The sequence below is a fragment of the Mesorhizobium sp. B2-5-3 genome, assembly GCF_006441005.1.
Classification (GTDB): Bacteria; Pseudomonadota; Alphaproteobacteria; order Rhizobiales; family Rhizobiaceae; genus Mesorhizobium.
In genome coordinates, this window is sequence record NZ_VFUS01000003.1 from 314,174 (window position 1) to 331,475 (window position 17,302).

At 63.0% G+C, this 17,302-nt stretch carries 18 protein-coding genes; 12 read left to right on the forward strand and 6 right to left on the reverse strand.

Annotated features, from left to right (window positions below; all coding sequences use genetic code 11):
• Positions 1 to 7: 7 nt before the first annotated feature.
• Positions 8 to 1,261: a tyrosine--tRNA ligase gene (gene tyrS, locus FJ867_RS09040; protein ID WP_140817223.1), complete on the reverse strand. Its 1,254-nt coding sequence runs from the start codon at positions 1,259 to 1,261 to the stop codon at positions 8 to 10.
• A 299-nt stretch (positions 1,262 to 1,560) separates the two neighbouring features.
• On the opposite strand from tyrS, the gene FJ867_RS09045 reads away from it, so the two are divergent.
• The 4 genes from FJ867_RS09045 (at position 1,561) to FJ867_RS09060 (ending at position 5,172) form a co-directional block, all read left to right on the forward strand.
• Entirely contained in the window at positions 1,561 to 2,295 is a 735-nt protein-coding gene (locus FJ867_RS09045; RefSeq protein WP_140515786.1) for a glycosyltransferase family 2 protein, read from the forward strand.
• Positions 2,288 to 2,620 (forward strand): lipid-A-disaccharide synthase N-terminal domain-containing protein, encoded by a 333-nt coding sequence (locus tag FJ867_RS09050; RefSeq protein WP_140493889.1) that lies wholly within the window; start codon positions 2,288 to 2,290, stop codon positions 2,618 to 2,620. The genes FJ867_RS09045 and FJ867_RS09050 overlap by 8 nt, the downstream gene beginning before the upstream one ends.
• Before the next feature lie 43 nt (positions 2,621 to 2,663).
• Positions 2,664 to 4,313, forward strand: coding sequence for a glycosyltransferase family 39 protein (locus tag FJ867_RS09055; protein ID WP_181168341.1), 1,650 nt, complete (start codon positions 2,664 to 2,666; stop codon positions 4,311 to 4,313).
• 190 nt (positions 4,314 to 4,503) lie between these two features.
• Entirely contained in the window at positions 4,504 to 5,172 is a 669-nt protein-coding gene (locus tag FJ867_RS09060) for a phosphatase PAP2 family protein (RefSeq protein ID WP_246675029.1), read from the forward strand.
• 17 nt (positions 5,173 to 5,189) lie between these two features.
• On the opposite strand, the gene FJ867_RS09065 is transcribed toward FJ867_RS09060, so the two are convergent.
• Positions 5,190 to 5,840, reverse strand: coding sequence for an FMN-binding negative transcriptional regulator (locus FJ867_RS09065; protein WP_140556931.1), 651 nt, complete (start codon positions 5,838 to 5,840; stop codon positions 5,190 to 5,192).
• Positions 5,841 to 5,855: 15 nt separating this feature from the next.
• Positions 5,856 to 6,530 (reverse strand): alpha/beta hydrolase, encoded by a 675-nt coding sequence (locus FJ867_RS09070; protein WP_140493883.1) that lies wholly within the window; start codon positions 6,528 to 6,530, stop codon positions 5,856 to 5,858.
• A gap of 241 nt (positions 6,531 to 6,771) precedes the next feature.
• Between FJ867_RS09070 and FJ867_RS09075 the strand changes: the two genes are divergently transcribed.
• The 7 genes from FJ867_RS09075 (at position 6,772) to sufA (ending at position 14,013) form a co-directional block, all read left to right on the forward strand.
• Positions 6,772 to 7,935: a cysteine desulfurase family protein gene (locus FJ867_RS09075; protein ID WP_140515792.1), complete on the forward strand. Its 1,164-nt coding sequence runs from the start codon at positions 6,772 to 6,774 to the stop codon at positions 7,933 to 7,935.
• Positions 7,936 to 8,120: 185 nt separating this feature from the next.
• On the forward strand, positions 8,121 to 9,638 hold the full coding sequence (sufB, locus tag FJ867_RS09080) for a Fe-S cluster assembly protein SufB (protein ID WP_140728278.1): 1,518 nt from the start codon (positions 8,121 to 8,123) through the stop codon (positions 9,636 to 9,638).
• A 26-nt stretch (positions 9,639 to 9,664) separates the two neighbouring features.
• Positions 9,665 to 10,420 carry a Fe-S cluster assembly ATPase SufC gene (gene sufC, locus FJ867_RS09085; RefSeq protein WP_140564708.1) on the forward strand — a complete coding sequence of 252 codons (756 nt, stop codon included), beginning with the start codon at positions 9,665 to 9,667 and terminating at the stop codon, positions 10,418 to 10,420.
• Positions 10,421 to 10,445: 25 nt separating this feature from the next.
• Positions 10,446 to 11,714: a Fe-S cluster assembly protein SufD gene (sufD, locus tag FJ867_RS09090; RefSeq protein ID WP_140515796.1), complete on the forward strand. Its 1,269-nt coding sequence runs from the start codon at positions 10,446 to 10,448 to the stop codon at positions 11,712 to 11,714.
• Between the two features lie 183 nt (positions 11,715 to 11,897).
• Positions 11,898 to 13,133: a cysteine desulfurase gene (locus tag FJ867_RS09095; protein ID WP_140728280.1), complete on the forward strand. Its 1,236-nt coding sequence runs from the start codon at positions 11,898 to 11,900 to the stop codon at positions 13,131 to 13,133.
• Between the two features lie 5 nt (positions 13,134 to 13,138).
• Positions 13,139 to 13,531 (forward strand): SUF system Fe-S cluster assembly protein, encoded by a 393-nt coding sequence (locus FJ867_RS09100; protein ID WP_140493873.1) that lies wholly within the window; start codon positions 13,139 to 13,141, stop codon positions 13,529 to 13,531.
• Positions 13,532 to 13,632: 101 nt separating this feature from the next.
• Entirely contained in the window at positions 13,633 to 14,013 is a 381-nt protein-coding gene (gene sufA / locus FJ867_RS09105) for a Fe-S cluster assembly scaffold SufA (protein WP_006206001.1), read from the forward strand.
• 161 nt (positions 14,014 to 14,174) lie between these two features.
• Here sufA and FJ867_RS09110 read toward each other — a convergent pair whose 3' ends face one another.
• Positions 14,175 to 14,672 (reverse strand): GFA family protein, encoded by a 498-nt coding sequence (locus tag FJ867_RS09110; RefSeq protein WP_140583375.1) that lies wholly within the window; start codon positions 14,670 to 14,672, stop codon positions 14,175 to 14,177.
• Between the two features lie 91 nt (positions 14,673 to 14,763).
• On the opposite strand from FJ867_RS09110, the gene FJ867_RS09115 reads away from it, so the two are divergent.
• Positions 14,764 to 15,087 (forward strand): TfoX/Sxy family protein, encoded by a 324-nt coding sequence (locus tag FJ867_RS09115; RefSeq protein WP_140817225.1) that lies wholly within the window; start codon positions 14,764 to 14,766, stop codon positions 15,085 to 15,087.
• Positions 15,088 to 15,213: 126 nt separating this feature from the next.
• On the opposite strand, the gene FJ867_RS09120 is transcribed toward FJ867_RS09115, so the two are convergent.
• Together FJ867_RS09120 and FJ867_RS09125 are read right to left on the reverse strand one after the other, a co-directional pair.
• Positions 15,214 to 16,131 (reverse strand): pseudouridine-5'-phosphate glycosidase, encoded by a 918-nt coding sequence (locus FJ867_RS09120; protein WP_140817227.1) that lies wholly within the window; start codon positions 16,129 to 16,131, stop codon positions 15,214 to 15,216.
• A 46-nt stretch (positions 16,132 to 16,177) separates the two neighbouring features.
• On the reverse strand, positions 16,178 to 17,122 hold the full coding sequence (locus FJ867_RS09125) for a carbohydrate kinase family protein (protein ID WP_140583368.1): 945 nt from the start codon (positions 17,120 to 17,122) through the stop codon (positions 16,178 to 16,180).
• Positions 17,123 to 17,302: the final 180 nt, after the last annotated feature.

The window sequence follows — 17,302 nt, forward strand, 5'->3', positions numbered from 1 at the left end:
AGGGGCCTCAGATCGGCCGCACCAAAATGTGTTTTTTCCTGCCGAGTGAAAGCTTTACGACGTTTTCCGGACTCAAATCCTGAAGCGTGACCGTGCGACGGTCATCGCTGACAGGCTGATCATTGAGCCGCACCGCACCGCCTTGCACATGCCGCCGCGCTTCGCCGTTGGACGCCGCCAGCCCGGCGGTCACCAGCAGCGCCAGGATGCCGACGCCGGCTTCGAGCTTGGCGTTTTCAACCTCGACGCTCGGCAGCGTCTCGGCGAGGGCACCTTCCTCGAAGGTCTTGCGTGCGGTTTCGCTGGCCTGTTCGGCGGCGCCGCGACCATGGAGCAACGCGGTGATCTGCGTGGCGAGGATCTTTTTCGCCTCGTTGATCTCGGACCCACCGAGCTTCTCCAGGCGCGCCACCTCGTCCAACGGCAGCGTCGTGTAGAGCTTCAGGAAACGGCCGACATCGGCGTCCTCGGTGTTGCGCCAATACTGCCAGAATTCGTAAGGCGAGAGCATCTCGGCATCGAGCCAGACCGCGCCCGTGGCGGACTTGCCCATCTTGGCGCCCGACGAGGTGGTGAGCAGCGGCGTCGTCAGCGCATAAAGCTGCGCGTCCTCCATGCGGCGACCGAGATCGATGCCGTTGATGATGTTGCCCCACTGGTCGGAGCCGCCCATCTGCAGACGGCAGCCGAGGCGCTTGTAGAGCTCGACGAAGTCGTAGGCCTGCAGGATCATGTAGTTGAATTCGAGGAAGGACAACGACTGCTCGCGGTCGAGCCGCAGCTTGACGGAATCGAACGCCAGCATGCGGTTGACCGAAAAGTGACGGCCGACGTCGCGCAGGAAATTGACGTAGTTGATCTCCATCAGCCAGTCGGCGTTGTTGACCATCATCGCGTCATTCGGGCCGCTGCCGAATTTGAGAAACGGCATGAAATTGCGGCGGATGCCGGCGAGATTGTCGTCGATGTCGCGCGGGGTCAGAAGCTTGCGCGCCTCGTCCTTGAAGGAAGGGTCGCCGATCATCGAGGTGCCGCCGCCCATCAAGGCGATCGGCCGATGGCCGGTCTGCTGCAGCCAGTGCAACATCATGATCTGGATCAGCGAGCCGGCGTGCAGGCTCTTGGCGGTCGCGTCGAAGCCGATATAGGCCGTCACCGTCTCCTTGGCGAAGAGATCGTCCAGCCCGGCATCATCCGAAGTCTGGTGGATGAAGCCGCGCTCGCTCATCGTGCGCAGGAAATCGGATTTGAAGGCAGGCATTTTTTCTTTCCCGAAGCGTCCGCCCGTCCGGCGCGGGCGTATGTGAAAGCGCGCGTTTAGCACCCAAGCGCGATCAGCAAAAGTGGATTCCGGTTTTGCGCCCGATCGCACTTCGACCAGGGGCTTGGCAATCACTTGTTGTTGAAACGCCGCAAGCCGCCTCTCGGCGCGGATGCTTGCTTCATTGTTTGTGCTGGCGTAATGAGGCGCGCGCCAAAAGGTCCTTGCAGCCCACGACCTCAAGCGGCACCGCACGGCATCCACCCAATGCCATATCCGACGACAGAGCCCCACGCGACATGCCGGACGCATTGATATCCATCGTCATTCCTTGCAGGAACGAGGCGGCAAACCTGCCGCTGCTGATCGATGAGATCGAGGCGGCGATGACCGGGCGCGACTTCGAACTGATCATCGTCAACGACGGCTCGACCGACGAAACCGCAGCCGTTCTCGCCAGGCAGGCAGCACTTCGCCCGTTTCCAGTCAGGGAATTGCGGCACGAGAAATCCGCCGGCCAGAGCCTCTCGGTACGCTCCGGCGCCTGGGCGGCGCGCGGAAGCATCGTCGCCACGATCGACGGCGATGGCCAGAACGATCCTCAGTACATTCCCATGCTGGTCGACGCCTTGCGGCGGGCCGGGCCCGGCTACGGCGCCGCGCAAGGGCAGCGCCTGAAGCGCCGCGACAGCAAGGTCAAGCAACTGGCATCGCGGTTCGCCAACTGGCTGAGAAACGCCATCCTGCATGACGAGACGCGCGACACAGGCTGCGGCCTGAAGGCGGTCCACACCGAGATCCTGCGCAAGCTGCCGTTCTTCGACGGCACCCATCGTTTCGTTCCGGCGCTGGTCATCCAGGAAGGATACCATGTCGTGCATTGCGACGTCGTCGACCGCTCCCGCCGCCACGGCAAGTCGAACTACGGAATTTTCGACCGTGGCCTGCAGGGCGTGCTCGATCTCTGCGGCGTCTGGTGGCTGCGCCGCAGGCGTCGCCGGATGCCAAAAGTAGAGGAAATCACGCATGGTTAACGTGCTTCAGGAACTGGTGACCTGGATCCACCGGGTCTTCATCGAACAGTTCAACGCGTGGATCCTGCTCGGCTTCGTCGCCCAGTTCTTTTTCACCATGCGCTTCGTCGTGCAGTGGCTCGCATCGGAAAAGGCCAAGCGAAGCGTCGTGCCGATCGCCTTCTGGTTCTTCTCGCTGTTCGGCGGAGGTCTGTTGCTGATTTATGCGATCAAGCGGCAGGACCCGGTGTTCATCGCCGGCCAGGGCATGGGCTTGTTCATCTACATCAGAAATCTCTGGCTGATCGCCAATGAACGCAAGGCGGCGATGACGAAGGTCGATTGAGCGGCTTTGCGCATCAGGGAAGAATGGTCGGAGAGGCTGGAATATGGCGCTGAACAGGAACTACATCCTTCTTTTCCTGTTCAGCCTGGTGATGACGGTGTCGGGACTTGCGTCCATGCCGCCGCTGGACCGTGACGAGCCGCGCTTCGTCCAGGCCACCAAGCAGATGGTCGAGAGCGGCGATTATGTCGACATCCGCTTTCAGGACGCTTCGCGCTACCAGAAGCCGATCGGCATCTATTGGCTGCAATCCGCGGCCGTGGCTCTAAGCGGCAAGGGCGCCGCCGCACCAATATGGGTCTACCGCCTGGTGTCGACGCTGGGCATCGCCCTGGCCGTTCTCGGCATCGCCTGGACGGGCACCAGGCTTTTCGGAGCCAGTGCCGGCATCGCCGCCGGCCTGGTGATGGCGGCGATCTTCGCCACCGCCTTCGAGGGCCGCGACGCCAAGACCGATGCGATGCTGCTGGCCTGCTGCGTGGCGGCGCAGGGCGCGCTGGCGCAGATTTACCTGGCATCGCGCCGCAACGAGCCCGTCGCCGGCCATCTGTGGTGGATATTCTGGCTGGCGCAAGGGGCCGCGATCCTCATCAAGGGGCCGATCGCCCCACTGCTGTCGGCGCTCACCATCGCTGTCTTGTTTGCATTCGAACGCGACGGGCGCTGGCTGTCGAAGCTCAAGGTGGGGCGCGGCCTGCTGCTCGTCGTGCTGATCGTGTTGCCCTGGCTCGCCCTGATCACCTGGAAAAGCCACGGCGCCTTCCTCCAGCAGGCCGTCGGCAAGGATATGCTCGGCAAGGTCGCCCAGGGCGAGGAATCGCACGGCCTGCCGCCCGGCTTCTACATGTTGACCTATTCGCTGTTCATGTGGCCGTTCGGCCTGATCGCCGTCGGCGCCGGCCTGCAAGCCCTCAACCGGCTGCGCGACGATGTCAGGCTGCGCTTCTGCCTCGCCTGGTACATCCCCTTCTGGCTGGTATTTGAACTGATTCCGACCAAGCTGCCGCACTACGTGCTGCCGGCCTATCCCGGCATGGCGCTGCTGATCGGCTGGCTTTTGACATTGCAGCCGCAGGAAGCCAATGCGCCGCTCCGGCGCTGGCAGCAATGGTTGTGGTGGTCGACTGCCTTCGGCCTGGTCGTGGTCAGCCTCGGCCTGGCCGCGGTCTGTGTAGGCGCCCCGATCTATCTCACCCACACTTTCTCGTGGTGGAGCATTCCGGCGGCCGCATCAGCGCTCGGCGCCGGCTACCTGGCCTTCTCGCGACAGCTGCAAGTGCCGCTTGCCCGTATCGGCGCCGTCGCCGCCTGTGCGGGCATCGCCTACGGGTTGCTGTTTGGTGTCATCGCCCCGTCCTTGAAGCCGATATGGCTGAGCCCGGCGATCGACCAGGCTGTGCGCGTCTACAAGCCTTGCGACACCTCGGTGCTGGCGTCGTCGCAGTATCACGAGCCGAGCCTTGTGTTCCTGGTGGGCACGAAAACGATACTGACCGACATCGATGGCGTGGCAAAGCATCTGCTTGCCGACCCCGCCTGCGCGCTGGGACTGACGCCGGTCGAGGATCAGCAGAAACTCGATGGATTGCTGGCGGGGCAAGGCAAGGCGGCGAGCCATCTTACGACGGTCGACGGGCTCAACTTTTCATCGGGAGACAAAATGTCGCTCGGCCTCTACCGTATCGCCCAATGAGTTCGACAATGGGATCGGGTTTTCAATGCTGGTGAAACCGCGCCCTTCCGTTTCCATTGCGCCCGCTGCGGTGGTGCGTCGGTCCGTTGGAAATTTCCGCGACACGCTGCGGATCGTCAGAGGGCGCTTCGCCGCTCGTTCCGCCTCGTATCCCAAGGTCCTATGGCCGCTCTGGATCTCGGCCTGGATTTTGCTCACGGCAGCGGCATTCGCCGGCCTCGACACGCCTGCGGGATTGCTGCACGGCCGGTGGTCGGCGGGCTTCGGCCGGCTCGCCGAGTTCCTGACACAGTTCGGCCTGGGCGGCTGGTATCTCATCCCGCCGGCACTCTTGCTCATAGGGGCCAATCTGACGGACTGGCGAAACCTGTCGCGGCGGTCATTGATGCTCGTCTACAACTGGACCTGCCTGGCGTTCCTTGCACTGAGCGCCGTCGGTCTGTCCGGCCTGCTGGTCAATGTCCTGAAATATGCGGTCGGCCGGGCGCGTCCGCTCTATTTTCAGGATCTCGGCGTGCTCTCGCTGCGTCCCTTCGCCTTCGATGCGCGCTTTGCCGGTTTCCCGTCCGGTCACGCCACGACCATGGGGGCCGTGTTCGGCATCCTGCTGCTTTTGTTCCCGCGGCGCTGGTACATCGCCTTGCCGATCACGGCCTGCATCGCCTCGACGCGGGTCTTCGTCGGCGCGCATTATCCGAGTGATACCGTGGCCGGCTTTGGTCTTGGCTTTGCCTTCGCGCTGGTTTGCGGACTGGTCTTTGCCCGGCTCGGCTTCATCTTCAGCCCGACACGATCGGGATTGCCGGTGCGCAAGCAGACGTTTCGGCTGATCGGTCGAACAAGCCGAACGGCCGTCTGATCCATCGAACCTGGGATTTAGTCGCCGTTCAGTCCGCCATAGGACCTTACCAGGTTCACCATGTCGGACGAATTTGCCGTCTCGCTTTCAAGCCCGTGCGCAACGCCTGCGCGATCCGCGACGGGACGGTTCTGGCTGACCTTCCATTTGCCATGGATTTCGCCGATCTCGATCTCCAGCCCGATGATGCCCTTGATCTGCGACTGAATGAACGGGGCAGGCGCATCCGTTACCGCCCATGGCGCCTCACGCGTGCCTTCCTGCGAAGCCGTCAGGTCGGCGATCTGCCGCGCCAGCCAGTCCTGATCATCGATCACCTTCGCGGTGCCGCGCACCTGCACGATGGCATAGTTCCAGGTTGGCACCACCTTGCCGGTCTCGCGCTTGGTCTCGTACCAGGACGGCGTCACATAGGCGTCGGTACCCTGGAAGACGATCAGCACCGTCGAGGCCGGATTGTCGGCGATAAGCCGCCATTGCGGATTGGCTCTAGCCAGATGTGCGCGCAGCCTGCCGTTTGGCCCGACATCGGCGTCGATCAGGAACGGAATGGCGTCGGCGACCGGCCCCTCGGGTCCGCTGGAAACCAGCAGGCCGAGTGGATGTGCCCGGATCAGCCCGTGCAGCACGTCCGGCCGTGTTTCCTGGAAATGAGGAGGCTGGTACATTGCGATTATCCGTCCTTAGCGCAGCCGCTTCGGGCGCGGATCCGACAATTCGCCGGCCAGCCGGCGATCGAGATAATCCGCGCATTCCTCGATCAGCAGTTCGGCATCGTTGGCGAAGAAATGATTGGCGCCGGGCAAGGTCTTCTGCGTGATGGTGATGCCCTTTTGCGTGTGCAGCTTGTCGACCAGGCCTTGCACGTCCTTCGGCGGCGCCACCTTGTCAGCGTCGCCATGGATGATGAGCCCCGAGGAGGGGCAGGGCGCCAGGAAGGAAAAGTCGTAGGTGTTGGGTTGCGGCGCGACCGAGATGAAGCCTTCGATCTCGGGCCGGCGCATCAAAAGCTGCATGCCGATCCACGAGCCGAACGAATAGCCGGCAACCCAGCAACTCTTGGAATCCGGATGCAGCGACTGCACCCAGTCGAGTGCGGCGGCCGCATCCGACAATTCGCCGGTACCGTGATCGAATTCGCCTTGGCTGCGCCCGATGCCGCGGAAATTGAAGCGCAGCGTGGTGAAGTCGCGCTTCTGGAACATGTAGAAGAGGTCGTAGACGATTTTGTTGTTCATCGTCCCGCCGAATTGCGGGTGCGGATGCAAGACAATGGCAATCGGCGCGCTCTTTTCCTTCGAGGGCTGGTATCGACCCTCCAGACGGCCGGCCGGACCGGTGAAAATGACCTCAGGCATGAAATACTCCAACTTGGGTAATAAGAATGCGCGGCGCCCGGAGAACCTTCCTCTGGCCTTGACGCAGGGCGAGCGTCTTCATAGAAGCTAGTTTAGAATTGTTCAAAACTGGGTGGCCGGAACGCAATCGTCCGGCTGCCCGCGCCGCAAGCCGCGTAAATAGGACGGCTTGCCTTGGAATTTCAAGGAAATAACGCGATATCTCGGTGGAATGGCTTCTGACGGGACCAACTGGAAGAAAATGGCCGGAATGCGCGCCTATCTCGACTACAATGCCAGTGCGCCCCTGCTTGCAGCGGCACGCGAGGCTATGGTCGCGGCGCTCGATGTGGCCGCCAACCCATCATCGGTCCATGCCGAAGGGCGTGCGGCGCGTCGCCTGATCGAAACTGCAAGGCGTGATGTGGCGGAATTGGTGAAGGCCAAGGCTGGGCATGTCGTGTTCACGTCAGGCGCCACGGAAGCCGCCTCGACGCTGCTGACGCCCGATTGGCGGATGGGGCGCGGGACCATCCGCATGAGCCATCTCTATGTCTGCGAAGCCGACCACCCCTGCCTGTTGAACGGCGGGTCCTTCCCGGCCTCGCAGGTGACGCGGATCGGCGTCGACGCCAATGGAATTGTCGACCTCGAAGCAATGGCAAACGCGCTTGCCGCGCACGATAAGGCCGCCGGCCTGCCGCTGGTGGCAATCCATGCCGCCAACAATGAGACTGGTGTCATCCAGCCGGTCGATCGTATCGCCGAAATCGTAAAGGCGGTCGACGGTGTCCTCGTCGTAGACGCGGTTCAGGCGGCAGGGCGCATTTCGATCGACATTTCGGCGGGTTACGCCGACTATCTGATACTGTCGTCGCACAAGATTGGCGGCCCCAAGGGCGTCGGCGCCATCGTCGCCGCTGCCGATCTGATGATGCCGAAGCCGCTCATCAACGGCGGTGGCCAGGAAAAGGGCCATCGCGGCGGCACCGAGAACCTGCCCGGCATTGCGGGATTTGGCGCGGCGGCGCGGGAGGCTCTCATCGGATTGGAGGCCATCGATGCCCTGCGTCGGCGTCGCGACGAGATCGAGGCCATCGTTAAAATGTTGATACCGGACGTGGAAATCTTCGGAACTGGCGCGCCGAGGCTTGCCAACACGACATTCTTCGCTATTCCCGGCGTCAAGGCCGAGACTGTACAGATCGCCTTCGACCTGGCCGGTGTGGCGCTGTCGGCGGGTTCCGCCTGCTCGTCGGGTAAAGTCGGTCCGAGCCATGTGCTGAAGGCCATGGGTCAAGGTGACAGTCCGGGTGCGTTGCGCTTGTCGATCGGCGCGGCGACCGGCGCGCAGGACATCGAGGCGTTCCGCCTGGCGTTGGCAGAAATCGCCGCACGTCGGGTGGGCAAGGAGAAGGCCGCGTAGCGGTTGGACGAATTTGGGCCTTTCGGCCTGGTAGAGCCGTGCGTTTCATGCTGGCCGGGTGAATTTCCGGCCGAGGCGCACTATATGAAACTTACGCCGCCGCGGGTGCTCCTTGGGTGCTTATCCGGCGGTGCCATAGTTTGAAAACTGTCGGGCCTTGACCCCGGCGTGGATGGAGAACGCATATGCCTGCTGTGCAGGACACGATCGATCGGGTCCGAAAGATCGACGTCGACCAATACAAATACGGGTTCCAGACCGAAATCGCTGTCGACAAGGCCCCCAAGGGCCTGAGCGAAGACATCATCCGTTTCATTTCGGCGAAGAAGGACGAACCGTCCTGGATGCTGGAATGGCGTCTGGAAGCCTATCGGCGCTGGCTGACGCTGGAAGAGCCGACCTGGGCGCGCGTCAACTATCCCAAGATCGATTTCCAGGACATCTATTACTACGCGGCGCCGAAGAGCACGCCCGGACCGAGCTCGCTCAGCGACGTCGATCCGGAGATCTTGAAGGTCTACGAGAAACTCGGCATTCCGCTGAAGGAGCAGGAGATCCTGGCCGGCGTGCAGAAGACCGATGCGTCCGAACTCGAGGAAGCCAGCGACAATGTCTACAAGTCCGGCCGCGTCGCCGTCGACGCCGTGTTCGATTCGGTATCCGTCGTCACCACGTTCAAGAAGGAACTGGCGCAGGCGGGCGTCATCTTCTGCTCGATCTCGGAAGCCATCCGCGAGCATTCGGAACTGGTGAAGAAATATCTCGGCTCGGTCGTGCCGACGTCGGATAATTTTTATGCGACGCTGAATTCGGCCGTCTTCACCGACGGCTCGTTTGTCTTCGTGCCCAAGGGCGTTCGCTGCCCGATGGAACTGTCGACCTATTTCCGCATGAATGAGAAGAACACCGGCCAGTTCGAGCGCACGCTGATCATCGCCGAGGAGGGGGCCTACGTCTCCTATCTCGAAGGCTGCACGGCGCCGCAGCGCGACGAGAACCAGCTCCATGCGGCGGTCGTCGAACTGGTGGCGCTAGACGATGCCGAGATCAAATATTCGACGGTGCAGAACTGGTACCCCGGCGACGCCGAGGGCAAGGGCGGCATCTATAACTTCGTTACCAAGCGCGGCGATTGCCGTGGCCACCGCTCGAAGATCTCGTGGACGCAGGTCGAGACCGGCTCGGCGATCACGTGGAAATACCCGAGCTGCATCCTGCGCGGCGACGATTCCAGCGGCGAGTTCTATTCGATCGCCGTGTCGAACGGCTACCAACAGGTCGACAGCGGCACCAAGATGATCCATCTCGGCAAGAACACGTCGAGCCGCATCATCTCCAAGGGCATCGCCGCCGGTTTTTCGCAGAACACTTATCGCGGCCAGGTTTCGGCGCATCGCAAGGCGACCAATGCGCGCAACTTCACCAATTGCGACTCGCTGCTGATCGGCGACCAGTGCGGCGCCCACACGGTGCCTTACATGGAAGCCAAGAACGCGACCGCGCAGTTCGAGCACGAAGCGACGACATCGAAGATTTCCGAGGACCAGAAATTCTATGTCATGCAGCGCGGCATTCCGGAGGAGGAAGCGATCGCGCTGATCGTCAACGGGTTCGTCAAGGACGTCATCCAGCAGCTGCCGATGGAATTCGCCGTCGAGGCACAGAAGCTGATCGGGATTTCGCTCGAGGGCTCGGTCGGCTGACCGGACAGATATTCAGGAAGAAAAGAATGCTTGAGATCAAGAACCTGCATGCCCGCATCGTCGATGACGGCACCGAAATCATCCGCGGCCTGAATCTCTCGGTAAAAGCCGGCGAGGTCGCGGCCATCATGGGGCCGAATGGCTCGGGCAAGTCGACGCTGTCCTACATTCTCGCCGGCCGCGAGGACTACGAGGTCACCGAGGGCGATATCCTCTACAACGGCCAATCTATCCTCGAAATGGATCCGGCCGAGCGCGCGACGTCGGGGATTTTCCTGGCCTTCCAGTATCCGATGGAGATACCGGGCGTGGCGACTATGGAGTTCCTGAAGGTTGCCATGAACGAGCAGCGCAAGGCGCGCGGCGAGGAGCCGCTGAAGATCCCCGAATTCCTGAAGCGGGTGAAGGATGCCGCAGCCTCGCTCAACATGGACATGAACATGCTCAAGCGGCCGCTCAATGTCGGCTTCTCCGGCGGCGAGAAGAAGCGCGCCGAGATTCTGCAGATGAAGCTTTTGGAGCCAAAGCTCTGCGTGCTTGACGAGACCGATTCCGGGCTCGACATCGATGCGCTCAAGATCGTCTCCGATGGCGTCAACGCGTTGCGCTCGCCCGAGCGCGCCATCGTCGTCATCACGCACTATCAGCGGCTGCTCGAACACATCGTGCCCGACACCGTGCACGTGCTCTACAAGGGCCAGGTCATCAAGTCCGGCGACAAGTCGCTGGCGCTCGACCTCGAGGCCAATGGCTATGCCGGCGTGATCGGTGAAGCCGCGTGAGATGCCAGAAGGCAAGGTCAAACTGATGAACATGCACACACAACCCCAGCGGACACCGGCCGAAACAGCGTTGATCGACGCTTTCGGCGAACGGTTGTCGCTGCTGCCGGGCGACGGCGCGGTGATGTTGAAGCGCGACGACGCCATCGAGGCGGTGAAGCACGGACTGCCGACCCGGCGTATCGAATCCTGGCACTACACCGACCTGCGCCGGCTGCTGAATGCGGTGCCGGACTTCGACCCGACGGCCGTGGCCAAAGCCATCGCGCCAGTCGTTGAAGGTTCCACCGTGTTGCCGCTTCTCAACGGCGTGTCGAGCGCCAAAACGCCCGCAATCGAAGGCGTCAGCGTCCAGTGCCTGTCGGAGAAACTGACCGACGGCAGCATCGCGCCTGGGCTCGATCCCTACGGCAGCGACGATGCCATCGGGGCGTTGAACACGGCTTTCGTCGCCGACGGTTATTTCGTCGACATCGCCGATGGCACCCAAGTGGAAAAGCCGATCGAATTGCAAAACCTGCAGGCCGGCGGCCAGACGCATGTACGCCTGGCCGTGCGCGCCGGCGCCGACGCCAAGGCTGTGATCGTCGAACGCCAGGCCGGCGAGGGCGCGGCCCTTGTCAGCTCGGTCAGCCAGCTCGTGCTCGGCGAAGGCGCCGAGGTGACGTGGCTGATCATCCAGGAGCAGCCGGACACGGCAACGCATCTGGCGCAGTTCAAGGCTCATATCGGCAAGAATGCGAAGCTAACGCTGTTCGTTATGAACGCCGGCGGCAAGCTCGTGCGCCAGGAGGTCGTGGTGAAGACGACGGGCGAGGGCGCCGACTTCCAGTTGCGCGGCATCAACCTGCTGGCCGGCGACGCCCACACGGACACCACCATGGTGCTCGATCATGCGGTGCCGCACACCACGTCGACGGAAGTGATCCGCAATGTCGTGACCGGCAAGGCCCGTGGCGTCTTCCAGGGCCGCATCAACGTCCATCAATACGCGCAGAAGACCAACGCCAAAATGGCTTGCAACACGCTGCTTCTGTCGGACGACGGCGAGTTCTCGACCAAGCCGGAACTCGAAATCTTCGCCGACGACGTGGTCTGCGGTCATGGCGCCACCGTCACCGAGATCGACCACAACCATCTGTTTTACCTGATGGCGCGCGGCATCGACGAGAAGAGCGCCCGTGGTCTGCTGGTGAAGGCCTTCATCGCCGAGGTGATCGAGGAGCTGGACGACGAGGTGATCGTCGAGGCCCTGGAGACCAGGCTCGACGGCTGGTTTGCGGCGCATGGATGAGTGGATAGGGCTCGCTCCGGCGAACACCCCTGATCCGGCCGCTTCGCGGCCACCTTCTCCCACAAGGGGAGAAGGAAGAGCGCCTGACCTTCTCCCCTTGTGGGAGAAGGTGGATCGGCGCGAAGCGCCGAGACGGATGAGGGGCGTTGCACGGAATGAGGCGGTGCCTCAAGAGAGCTTATGATGGACCAGAAAGTCGAAACCTACGATGTCGAGGCGATCCGCCGCGATTTCCCGATTCTGTCACGCGAAGTCTACGGCAAACCTCTCGTCTATCTCGACAATGGCGCCTCGGCGCAGAAGCCGCAGGCGGTGCTCGACGCGGTCCAGCACGCCTATGCCCAGGAATACGCCAACGTCCATCGCGGCCTGCACTTCCTGTCCAATGCAGCGACCGATTCCTATGAGAAGGCGCGGGAGACGGTTCGCCGCTTCCTCAATGCGCCGAGCACCGACAATATCGTCTTCACCTCGAACACGACATCGGCGATCAACACGGTCGCCTATGGCTATGGCATGCCCAATATCGGCGAGGGCGACGAGATCGTGCTGTCGATCATGGAGCACCACTCCAACATCGTGCCATGGCATTTCATCCGCGAGCGGCAGGGCGCCAAACTGGTGTGGGTGCCGGTCGACGATCTCGGCGTCTTCCACATCGAGGAATTCGAGAAGCGACTGACCGGCCGCACAAAGCTGGTCGCCATCACGCAGATGTCGAACGCGCTGGGCACGGTGACGCCGATCAAGGAGATCGTGCGCATCGCGCATTCGCGCGGCATTCCCGTGCTCGTCGACGGCAGCCAGAGCGCCGTCCATATGCCCATCGACGTGCAGGACCTCGACTGCGATTTCTTCGTCTTCACCGGCCACAAGGTCTACGGTCCCTCCGGCATCGGTGTGCTCTATGGCAAGAAGGACATCTTGCAGCGCATGCGTCCGTTCATGGGTGGCGGCGAGATGATCGAGGAGGTGACCGAAGACATCGTCACCTACAACGACCCGCCGCACCGCTTCGAGGCCGGTACGCCGCCGATCGTCCAGGCGATCGGGCTCGGCGCCGCGCTCGATTACATGGAAAAGATCGGCCGCGAGCGCATCGCCGCGCACGAGGCCGATTTGAAGGACTATGCGCACGAGCGGCTGCGCGCCATCAACTCGCTGCGCATCTTCGGCGACGCGCCCGGCAAGGGCGCCATCATCTCGTTCGAGCTGCAAGGCATTCATGCCCATGACGTGTCGATGGTGATCGACCGGCAAGGCGTGGCTGTGCGCGCGGGCACCCATTGCGCCCAGCCCCTGTTGAAACGCTTCGGCGTAACCTCCACATGCAGGGCGTCGTTCGGCATGTATAATACGCGAGCCGAAGTCGATGCTTTGGCTGATGCGTTGGAAAAAGCGCGCAAGTTTTTCGGGTGACGATAATGGAAGATGCCAGCACAGCCACCGATGCTGTTCCCGACGCGGCCGCCAATGCGGTGGTTTCCGCCTCCGCAATTCCCGCCGACGAACTGGCGCGGCTGACCGACGACATCGTCTCGGCGCTGAAGACGGTCTACGACCCGGAAATCCCGGCCGATATTTACGAGCTTGGCCTCGTCTACAAGATCGACATCGAGGACGACCGTTCGGTCAAGATCGACATGACGCTGACCGCGCCCGGCTGCCCGGTGGCCGGCGAGATGCCGGGCTGGGTTGAGAACGCCGTCGGCGCCGTCGAAGGCGTGTCGGGCGTCGAGGTCAACATGACATTCGACCCGCCCTGGTCGCCCGATCGCATGTCGGAAGAGGCGCAGGTGGCGGTGGGCTGGTATTGACCTTGAGTCCGGCACACTTGCGCCAGTGGTAAAACTTCACCATTTTAGGTGAGGAATCATTCGGCAGGCCTTGAACCTGCATGGAATGGAGAAGGAAAAAGATGGGACGCTTTGCCGTCATCACGATGACCGAAAAGGCCGCCGACCGGGTGCGCGAGATCGTTGCCACGCGTGAGAATGCGCATGGCATTCGCCTCGGTATCAAGAAGGGCGGTTGCGCCGGCATGGAATACACGGTCGACCTGGTGACCGAACCCAATACCAAGGACGACCACATCGAGCGCGACGGCGCCCATGTCTATGTCGCGCCGGAAGCAGCACTTTTCCTGTTCGGCACCGAGATGGATTTCGAGCAGACGACGCTGCGCACCGGCTTCACCTTCCGCAACCCGAACCAGAGCTCGGCCTGCGGCTGCGGCGAATCCGTCGAACTGAAGCCGGCCGACCTCAAGGCGCTGGCAGAAGCACGCGCCTCCGCCTGACCTTCCTTCGTCCCGTTTACGGGGAGAAGGTGTCCCCCAGGGCCGGATGAGGGGCAGCGATAGCCCCGCTGCCGGCGTTCGTCATTCGAAAAGCCGCGCAATTGGCTTCCCGCCTGCTGCGCAGACCACTCCTCACCTCCCTTAGAACGCAGCGAAGACACTCACTCCACCCACGTCCCGGTCCGCTTATGCCAGTCGGCGATCGATTCCTCGGGATAGACGTCGAACACCTTGTCGCTCGGCCCGACATCGGGCTCGACCCAGTTGGCCTTGTATTTCAGCATCAGATGCACCTTGCTTGGCGGTTTCGGCAGGTCGCTGTCGATCGCCGAGGCGAAGGGATGGACGAGTTCCGGCCAGGTCGGGTCGTAGAGCCACAGCGCCGATCCGCATTTGCGGCAGAAATTGCGCTCTCCGGTCGAGATTTCGCAATGCGGATGTTCGTCGTCCTCGATCTCGGCCCGATAGACGCCGAGGCTGCTCTTGCCGCGGATGGTCATCGTCTCGTAGTCGGCGCCGAGATTGATGGCAAAACCGCCGCCGCCCTGCTGCTTGCGGCAGATCGAGCAGTAGCACAGCATGAATGGCACGGGCGTGTGGCTTTCCACCTCGAAACGAACGGCATTGCAGCGGCAGGACCCCTTGAGCAGGACAGGCATGGCGGGAACTCCGGTCGATCCCCTTTCAACCTGTCAGCATGGTTTTGGTTGCGCCGATGACAAGGCCGGATCGCGGTGACATGATCCGCGCATGGACAATGAACGCATAGAAGAACTCTTCCAGAGCCTGGGCCTGGTCAGCATCCGCAAGCTGTTCGGCGGCAAGGGCATCTATGCCGACGGCGTCATCGTCGCCATCGTGCTGCGCGGCGAATTGATGCTGAAAGCGGACGAGCAAAGCGCGCCCGACTTCGAGGCCGCCGGCTGCACGCAGTGGACCTACACCGGGTCTCGCCACGGCAAGCTGGTGGCGATGCCCTATTGGAGTATTCCCGATAGTGCCTTCGACGACCCCGACGAGATGGCGGTATGGGCGCGGCGGGCCTATGAGGCGGGGCGGCGGGCGGGAAAATAACGCTAGGACCTCGGGGCGATGAGGCAGTGCAGACTTTTTCGGAGACGTCCAGCAGGACAGAGGAGGGCGTGACGGAACTCGGTGGTCGCGAGTAGCCGTGGTGCCGCCGCTCGTATTTCCGGCGTCCTACAGCGCCCCGGCAATTCGCGCTGCCAGCCGAGCATTGTTTTCGACCAGCGCGATGTTGGTCTTCAGGCTCCGGCCGCCGGTGAGTTCGAGGATTTTGGAGAGCAGGAATGGCGTCACCGCCTTGCCGGTGACGTTGAGCGCCTCGGCGGCCTTCTGGGCGGCCTCGATGTAGCCGGCCATCTCGCCGGCCGGGATTTCGTGATCCTCCGGCACCGGATTGGCGATCAGCATGCCGCCGCTCAGGCCCAGCGCCTGTCGCGTCTTGTAGAAATGCGCGATCTCTTCCGGCGCGTGCAAGGTCAGCGGCGCGCGGAACGGCGACTGCCGCGACCAGAAGGCCGGCATGGTCTCGCAGCCATGGCCGATCACGGGCACGCCGCGGGTCTCCAGCACCTCCAGCGTCTTTTCGATGTCGAGGATGGCCTTGGCCCCAGCCGAGACGACGATGACGGGCGTGCGCGCCAGCTCATCGAGATCAGCCGAAATGTCGAAGCTTTTTTCGGCGCCCTTGTGCACGCCGCCGATGCCGCCGGTGGCGAACACCCTTATCCCAACCATATGCGCGGCGATCATTGTGGCGGCAACCGTGGTGCCGCCGGTGCGCCCTTGCGCGACGGCGAAGCCGAGATCGGCGCGAGAGAGCTTCATGGCGTCGCCGGTCATGGCGAGCGATTCGCGTTCTCCGTCGGAGAGGCCGATCTTGATGCGGCCCGCCACCACGGCGATCGTCGCCGGCACCGCGCCGCCGTTCGCAATGATCCTTTCCACGTCGGCCGCCATGGCGCCATTGTCGGGGTAGGGCATGCCATGGGTTATGATGGTGCTTTCCAGCGCCACCACGGGCTTCCCGGCGGCCAAGGCTTGCGCCACCGGCGCGTGGACATCGATGAAGGGGCGGGCGGTGTCTGGGGTCATCTGGATCTCCAATCCGAAGTGCGGCGCATCCTTTCGGATGCCGGTCTCATGCCATTTCCTGCTCTTCGGGCACAAGAGCCAGCGCTTGCGCGAAAGTCGCCGTGGTGAAATCGGGAACGGCGCCCGCGCTTTCAATAGCCAGCGTCGCGGCGGCGACGCCCTCGCGCAGCGCCGCGCGCAAGGGCATGCCGCGCAGTAGGGCGGCGACCGTCGCGCCGGCAAGCGCATCGCCGGCGCCGGTGACGTCCACGACCTTTCTTGGAGGGGGCGGGACGACGGCAAAGCTGCCGTCGCGGTCGAAGCCCAGCACCGGGCCGCCGCCCGCCGTGACCACCGCGCTGTCGAGGCCGGCGCTTCTCAGCCCGTCGAGGACAGTTTTTTGAGAGGCGGCATCGTCAAGCCCGGCAAGCGCCACCGCCTCGCGCCTGTTCATGAAGGCGACGGCCAGGCCGCCGAGCACTGGTGTCAAGCGCACGACCTTGGCCGGTGAAATGGCAATGGCGAACACGGGCTTGCCGGCGGCAAGCGATACCAGCCGCTCCAGAGCCGCCGATGGCAGATTGGCGTCGCACAGGACGGCATCTGCGGCGGCGATCTCCTCCCTCACCCTGGAGCGGCGGATCTGCTTTGCAAATGCCAGCTCATAAAGCGCCATGTCGGCAAAGCCGACGAGCAGTTCGCCCTCGCGGTCGATCAGCGCCGTATAGCTCGGCGTCGTGCGGTCGAGGAACACCGCGGACAGGTCGGCAATGCCTGCTTCGGCGATGGCGCGCGAAACCGTGTCGGCGGCGGCATCGCCGCCGCGCACCGACAGCAACGAGCCCGAGACGCCTCGCCGCACCGTGCTGCGCAATGCGTTGAAGACGCCGCCGCCAACGTCCTCGCGCATCGTGCCCGGGTTGGAGGCAGCCGGCACGTAAGCGCCGGACACCTGGCCGCGCCTGTCGATATGGGCGCCGCCCACCGCCAGGACTCTTGGAGATCTCACCATGCGCCGATATGACCTTTGTTGGCGGTCACGCACAAGCGCCATGCTGTGCGACGGAGCTTCGCAGGCAACAACCAGCGATTCGTGAGGCCGGCACGGCGAACCAGCCTGGCCCAATATTCGGGTTATGCTGGAGCCGAATCGTGAGACAAAAAAAGAACAAATCAGGATGTTGCTTATTTT

What these genes read in the sequence shown, in the direction of transcription:
- tyrS (WP_140817223.1), bottom strand. Translation starts at nt 1,261, where the DNA reads ATGCCTGCCTTCAAATCCGATTTCCTGCGCACGATGAGCGAGCGCGGC.
- FJ867_RS09045 (WP_140515786.1), top strand. Translation starts at nt 1,561, where the DNA reads ATGCCGGACGCATTGATATCCATCGTCATTCCTTGCAGGAACGAGGCG.
- FJ867_RS09050 (WP_140493889.1), top strand. Translation starts at nt 2,288, where the DNA reads ATGGTTAACGTGCTTCAGGAACTGGTGACCTGGATCCACCGGGTCTTC.
- FJ867_RS09055 (WP_181168341.1), top strand. Translation starts at nt 2,664, where the DNA reads ATGGCGCTGAACAGGAACTACATCCTTCTTTTCCTGTTCAGCCTGGTG.
- FJ867_RS09065 (WP_140556931.1), bottom strand. Translation starts at nt 5,840, where the DNA reads ATGTACCAGCCTCCTCATTTCCAGGAAACACGGCCGGACGTGCTGCAC.
- FJ867_RS09070 (WP_140493883.1), bottom strand. Translation starts at nt 6,530, where the DNA reads ATGCCTGAGGTCATTTTCACCGGTCCGGCCGGCCGTCTGGAGGGTCGA.
- FJ867_RS09075 (WP_140515792.1), top strand. Translation starts at nt 6,772, where the DNA reads ATGGCCGGAATGCGCGCCTATCTCGACTACAATGCCAGTGCGCCCCTG.
- sufB (WP_140728278.1), top strand. Translation starts at nt 8,121, where the DNA reads ATGCCTGCTGTGCAGGACACGATCGATCGGGTCCGAAAGATCGACGTC.
- sufC (WP_140564708.1), top strand. Translation starts at nt 9,665, where the DNA reads ATGCTTGAGATCAAGAACCTGCATGCCCGCATCGTCGATGACGGCACC.
- sufD (WP_140515796.1), top strand. Translation starts at nt 10,446, where the DNA reads ATGAACATGCACACACAACCCCAGCGGACACCGGCCGAAACAGCGTTG.
- FJ867_RS09095 (WP_140728280.1), top strand. Translation starts at nt 11,898, where the DNA reads ATGGACCAGAAAGTCGAAACCTACGATGTCGAGGCGATCCGCCGCGAT.
- FJ867_RS09100 (WP_140493873.1), top strand. Translation starts at nt 13,139, where the DNA reads ATGGAAGATGCCAGCACAGCCACCGATGCTGTTCCCGACGCGGCCGCC.
- sufA (WP_006206001.1), top strand. Translation starts at nt 13,633, where the DNA reads ATGGGACGCTTTGCCGTCATCACGATGACCGAAAAGGCCGCCGACCGG.
- FJ867_RS09110 (WP_140583375.1), bottom strand. Translation starts at nt 14,672, where the DNA reads ATGCCTGTCCTGCTCAAGGGGTCCTGCCGCTGCAATGCCGTTCGTTTC.
- FJ867_RS09115 (WP_140817225.1), top strand. Translation starts at nt 14,764, where the DNA reads ATGGACAATGAACGCATAGAAGAACTCTTCCAGAGCCTGGGCCTGGTC.
- FJ867_RS09120 (WP_140817227.1), bottom strand. Translation starts at nt 16,131, where the DNA reads ATGACCCCAGACACCGCCCGCCCCTTCATCGATGTCCACGCGCCGGTG.
- FJ867_RS09125 (WP_140583368.1), bottom strand. Translation starts at nt 17,122, where the DNA reads ATGGTGAGATCTCCAAGAGTCCTGGCGGTGGGCGGCGCCCATATCGAC.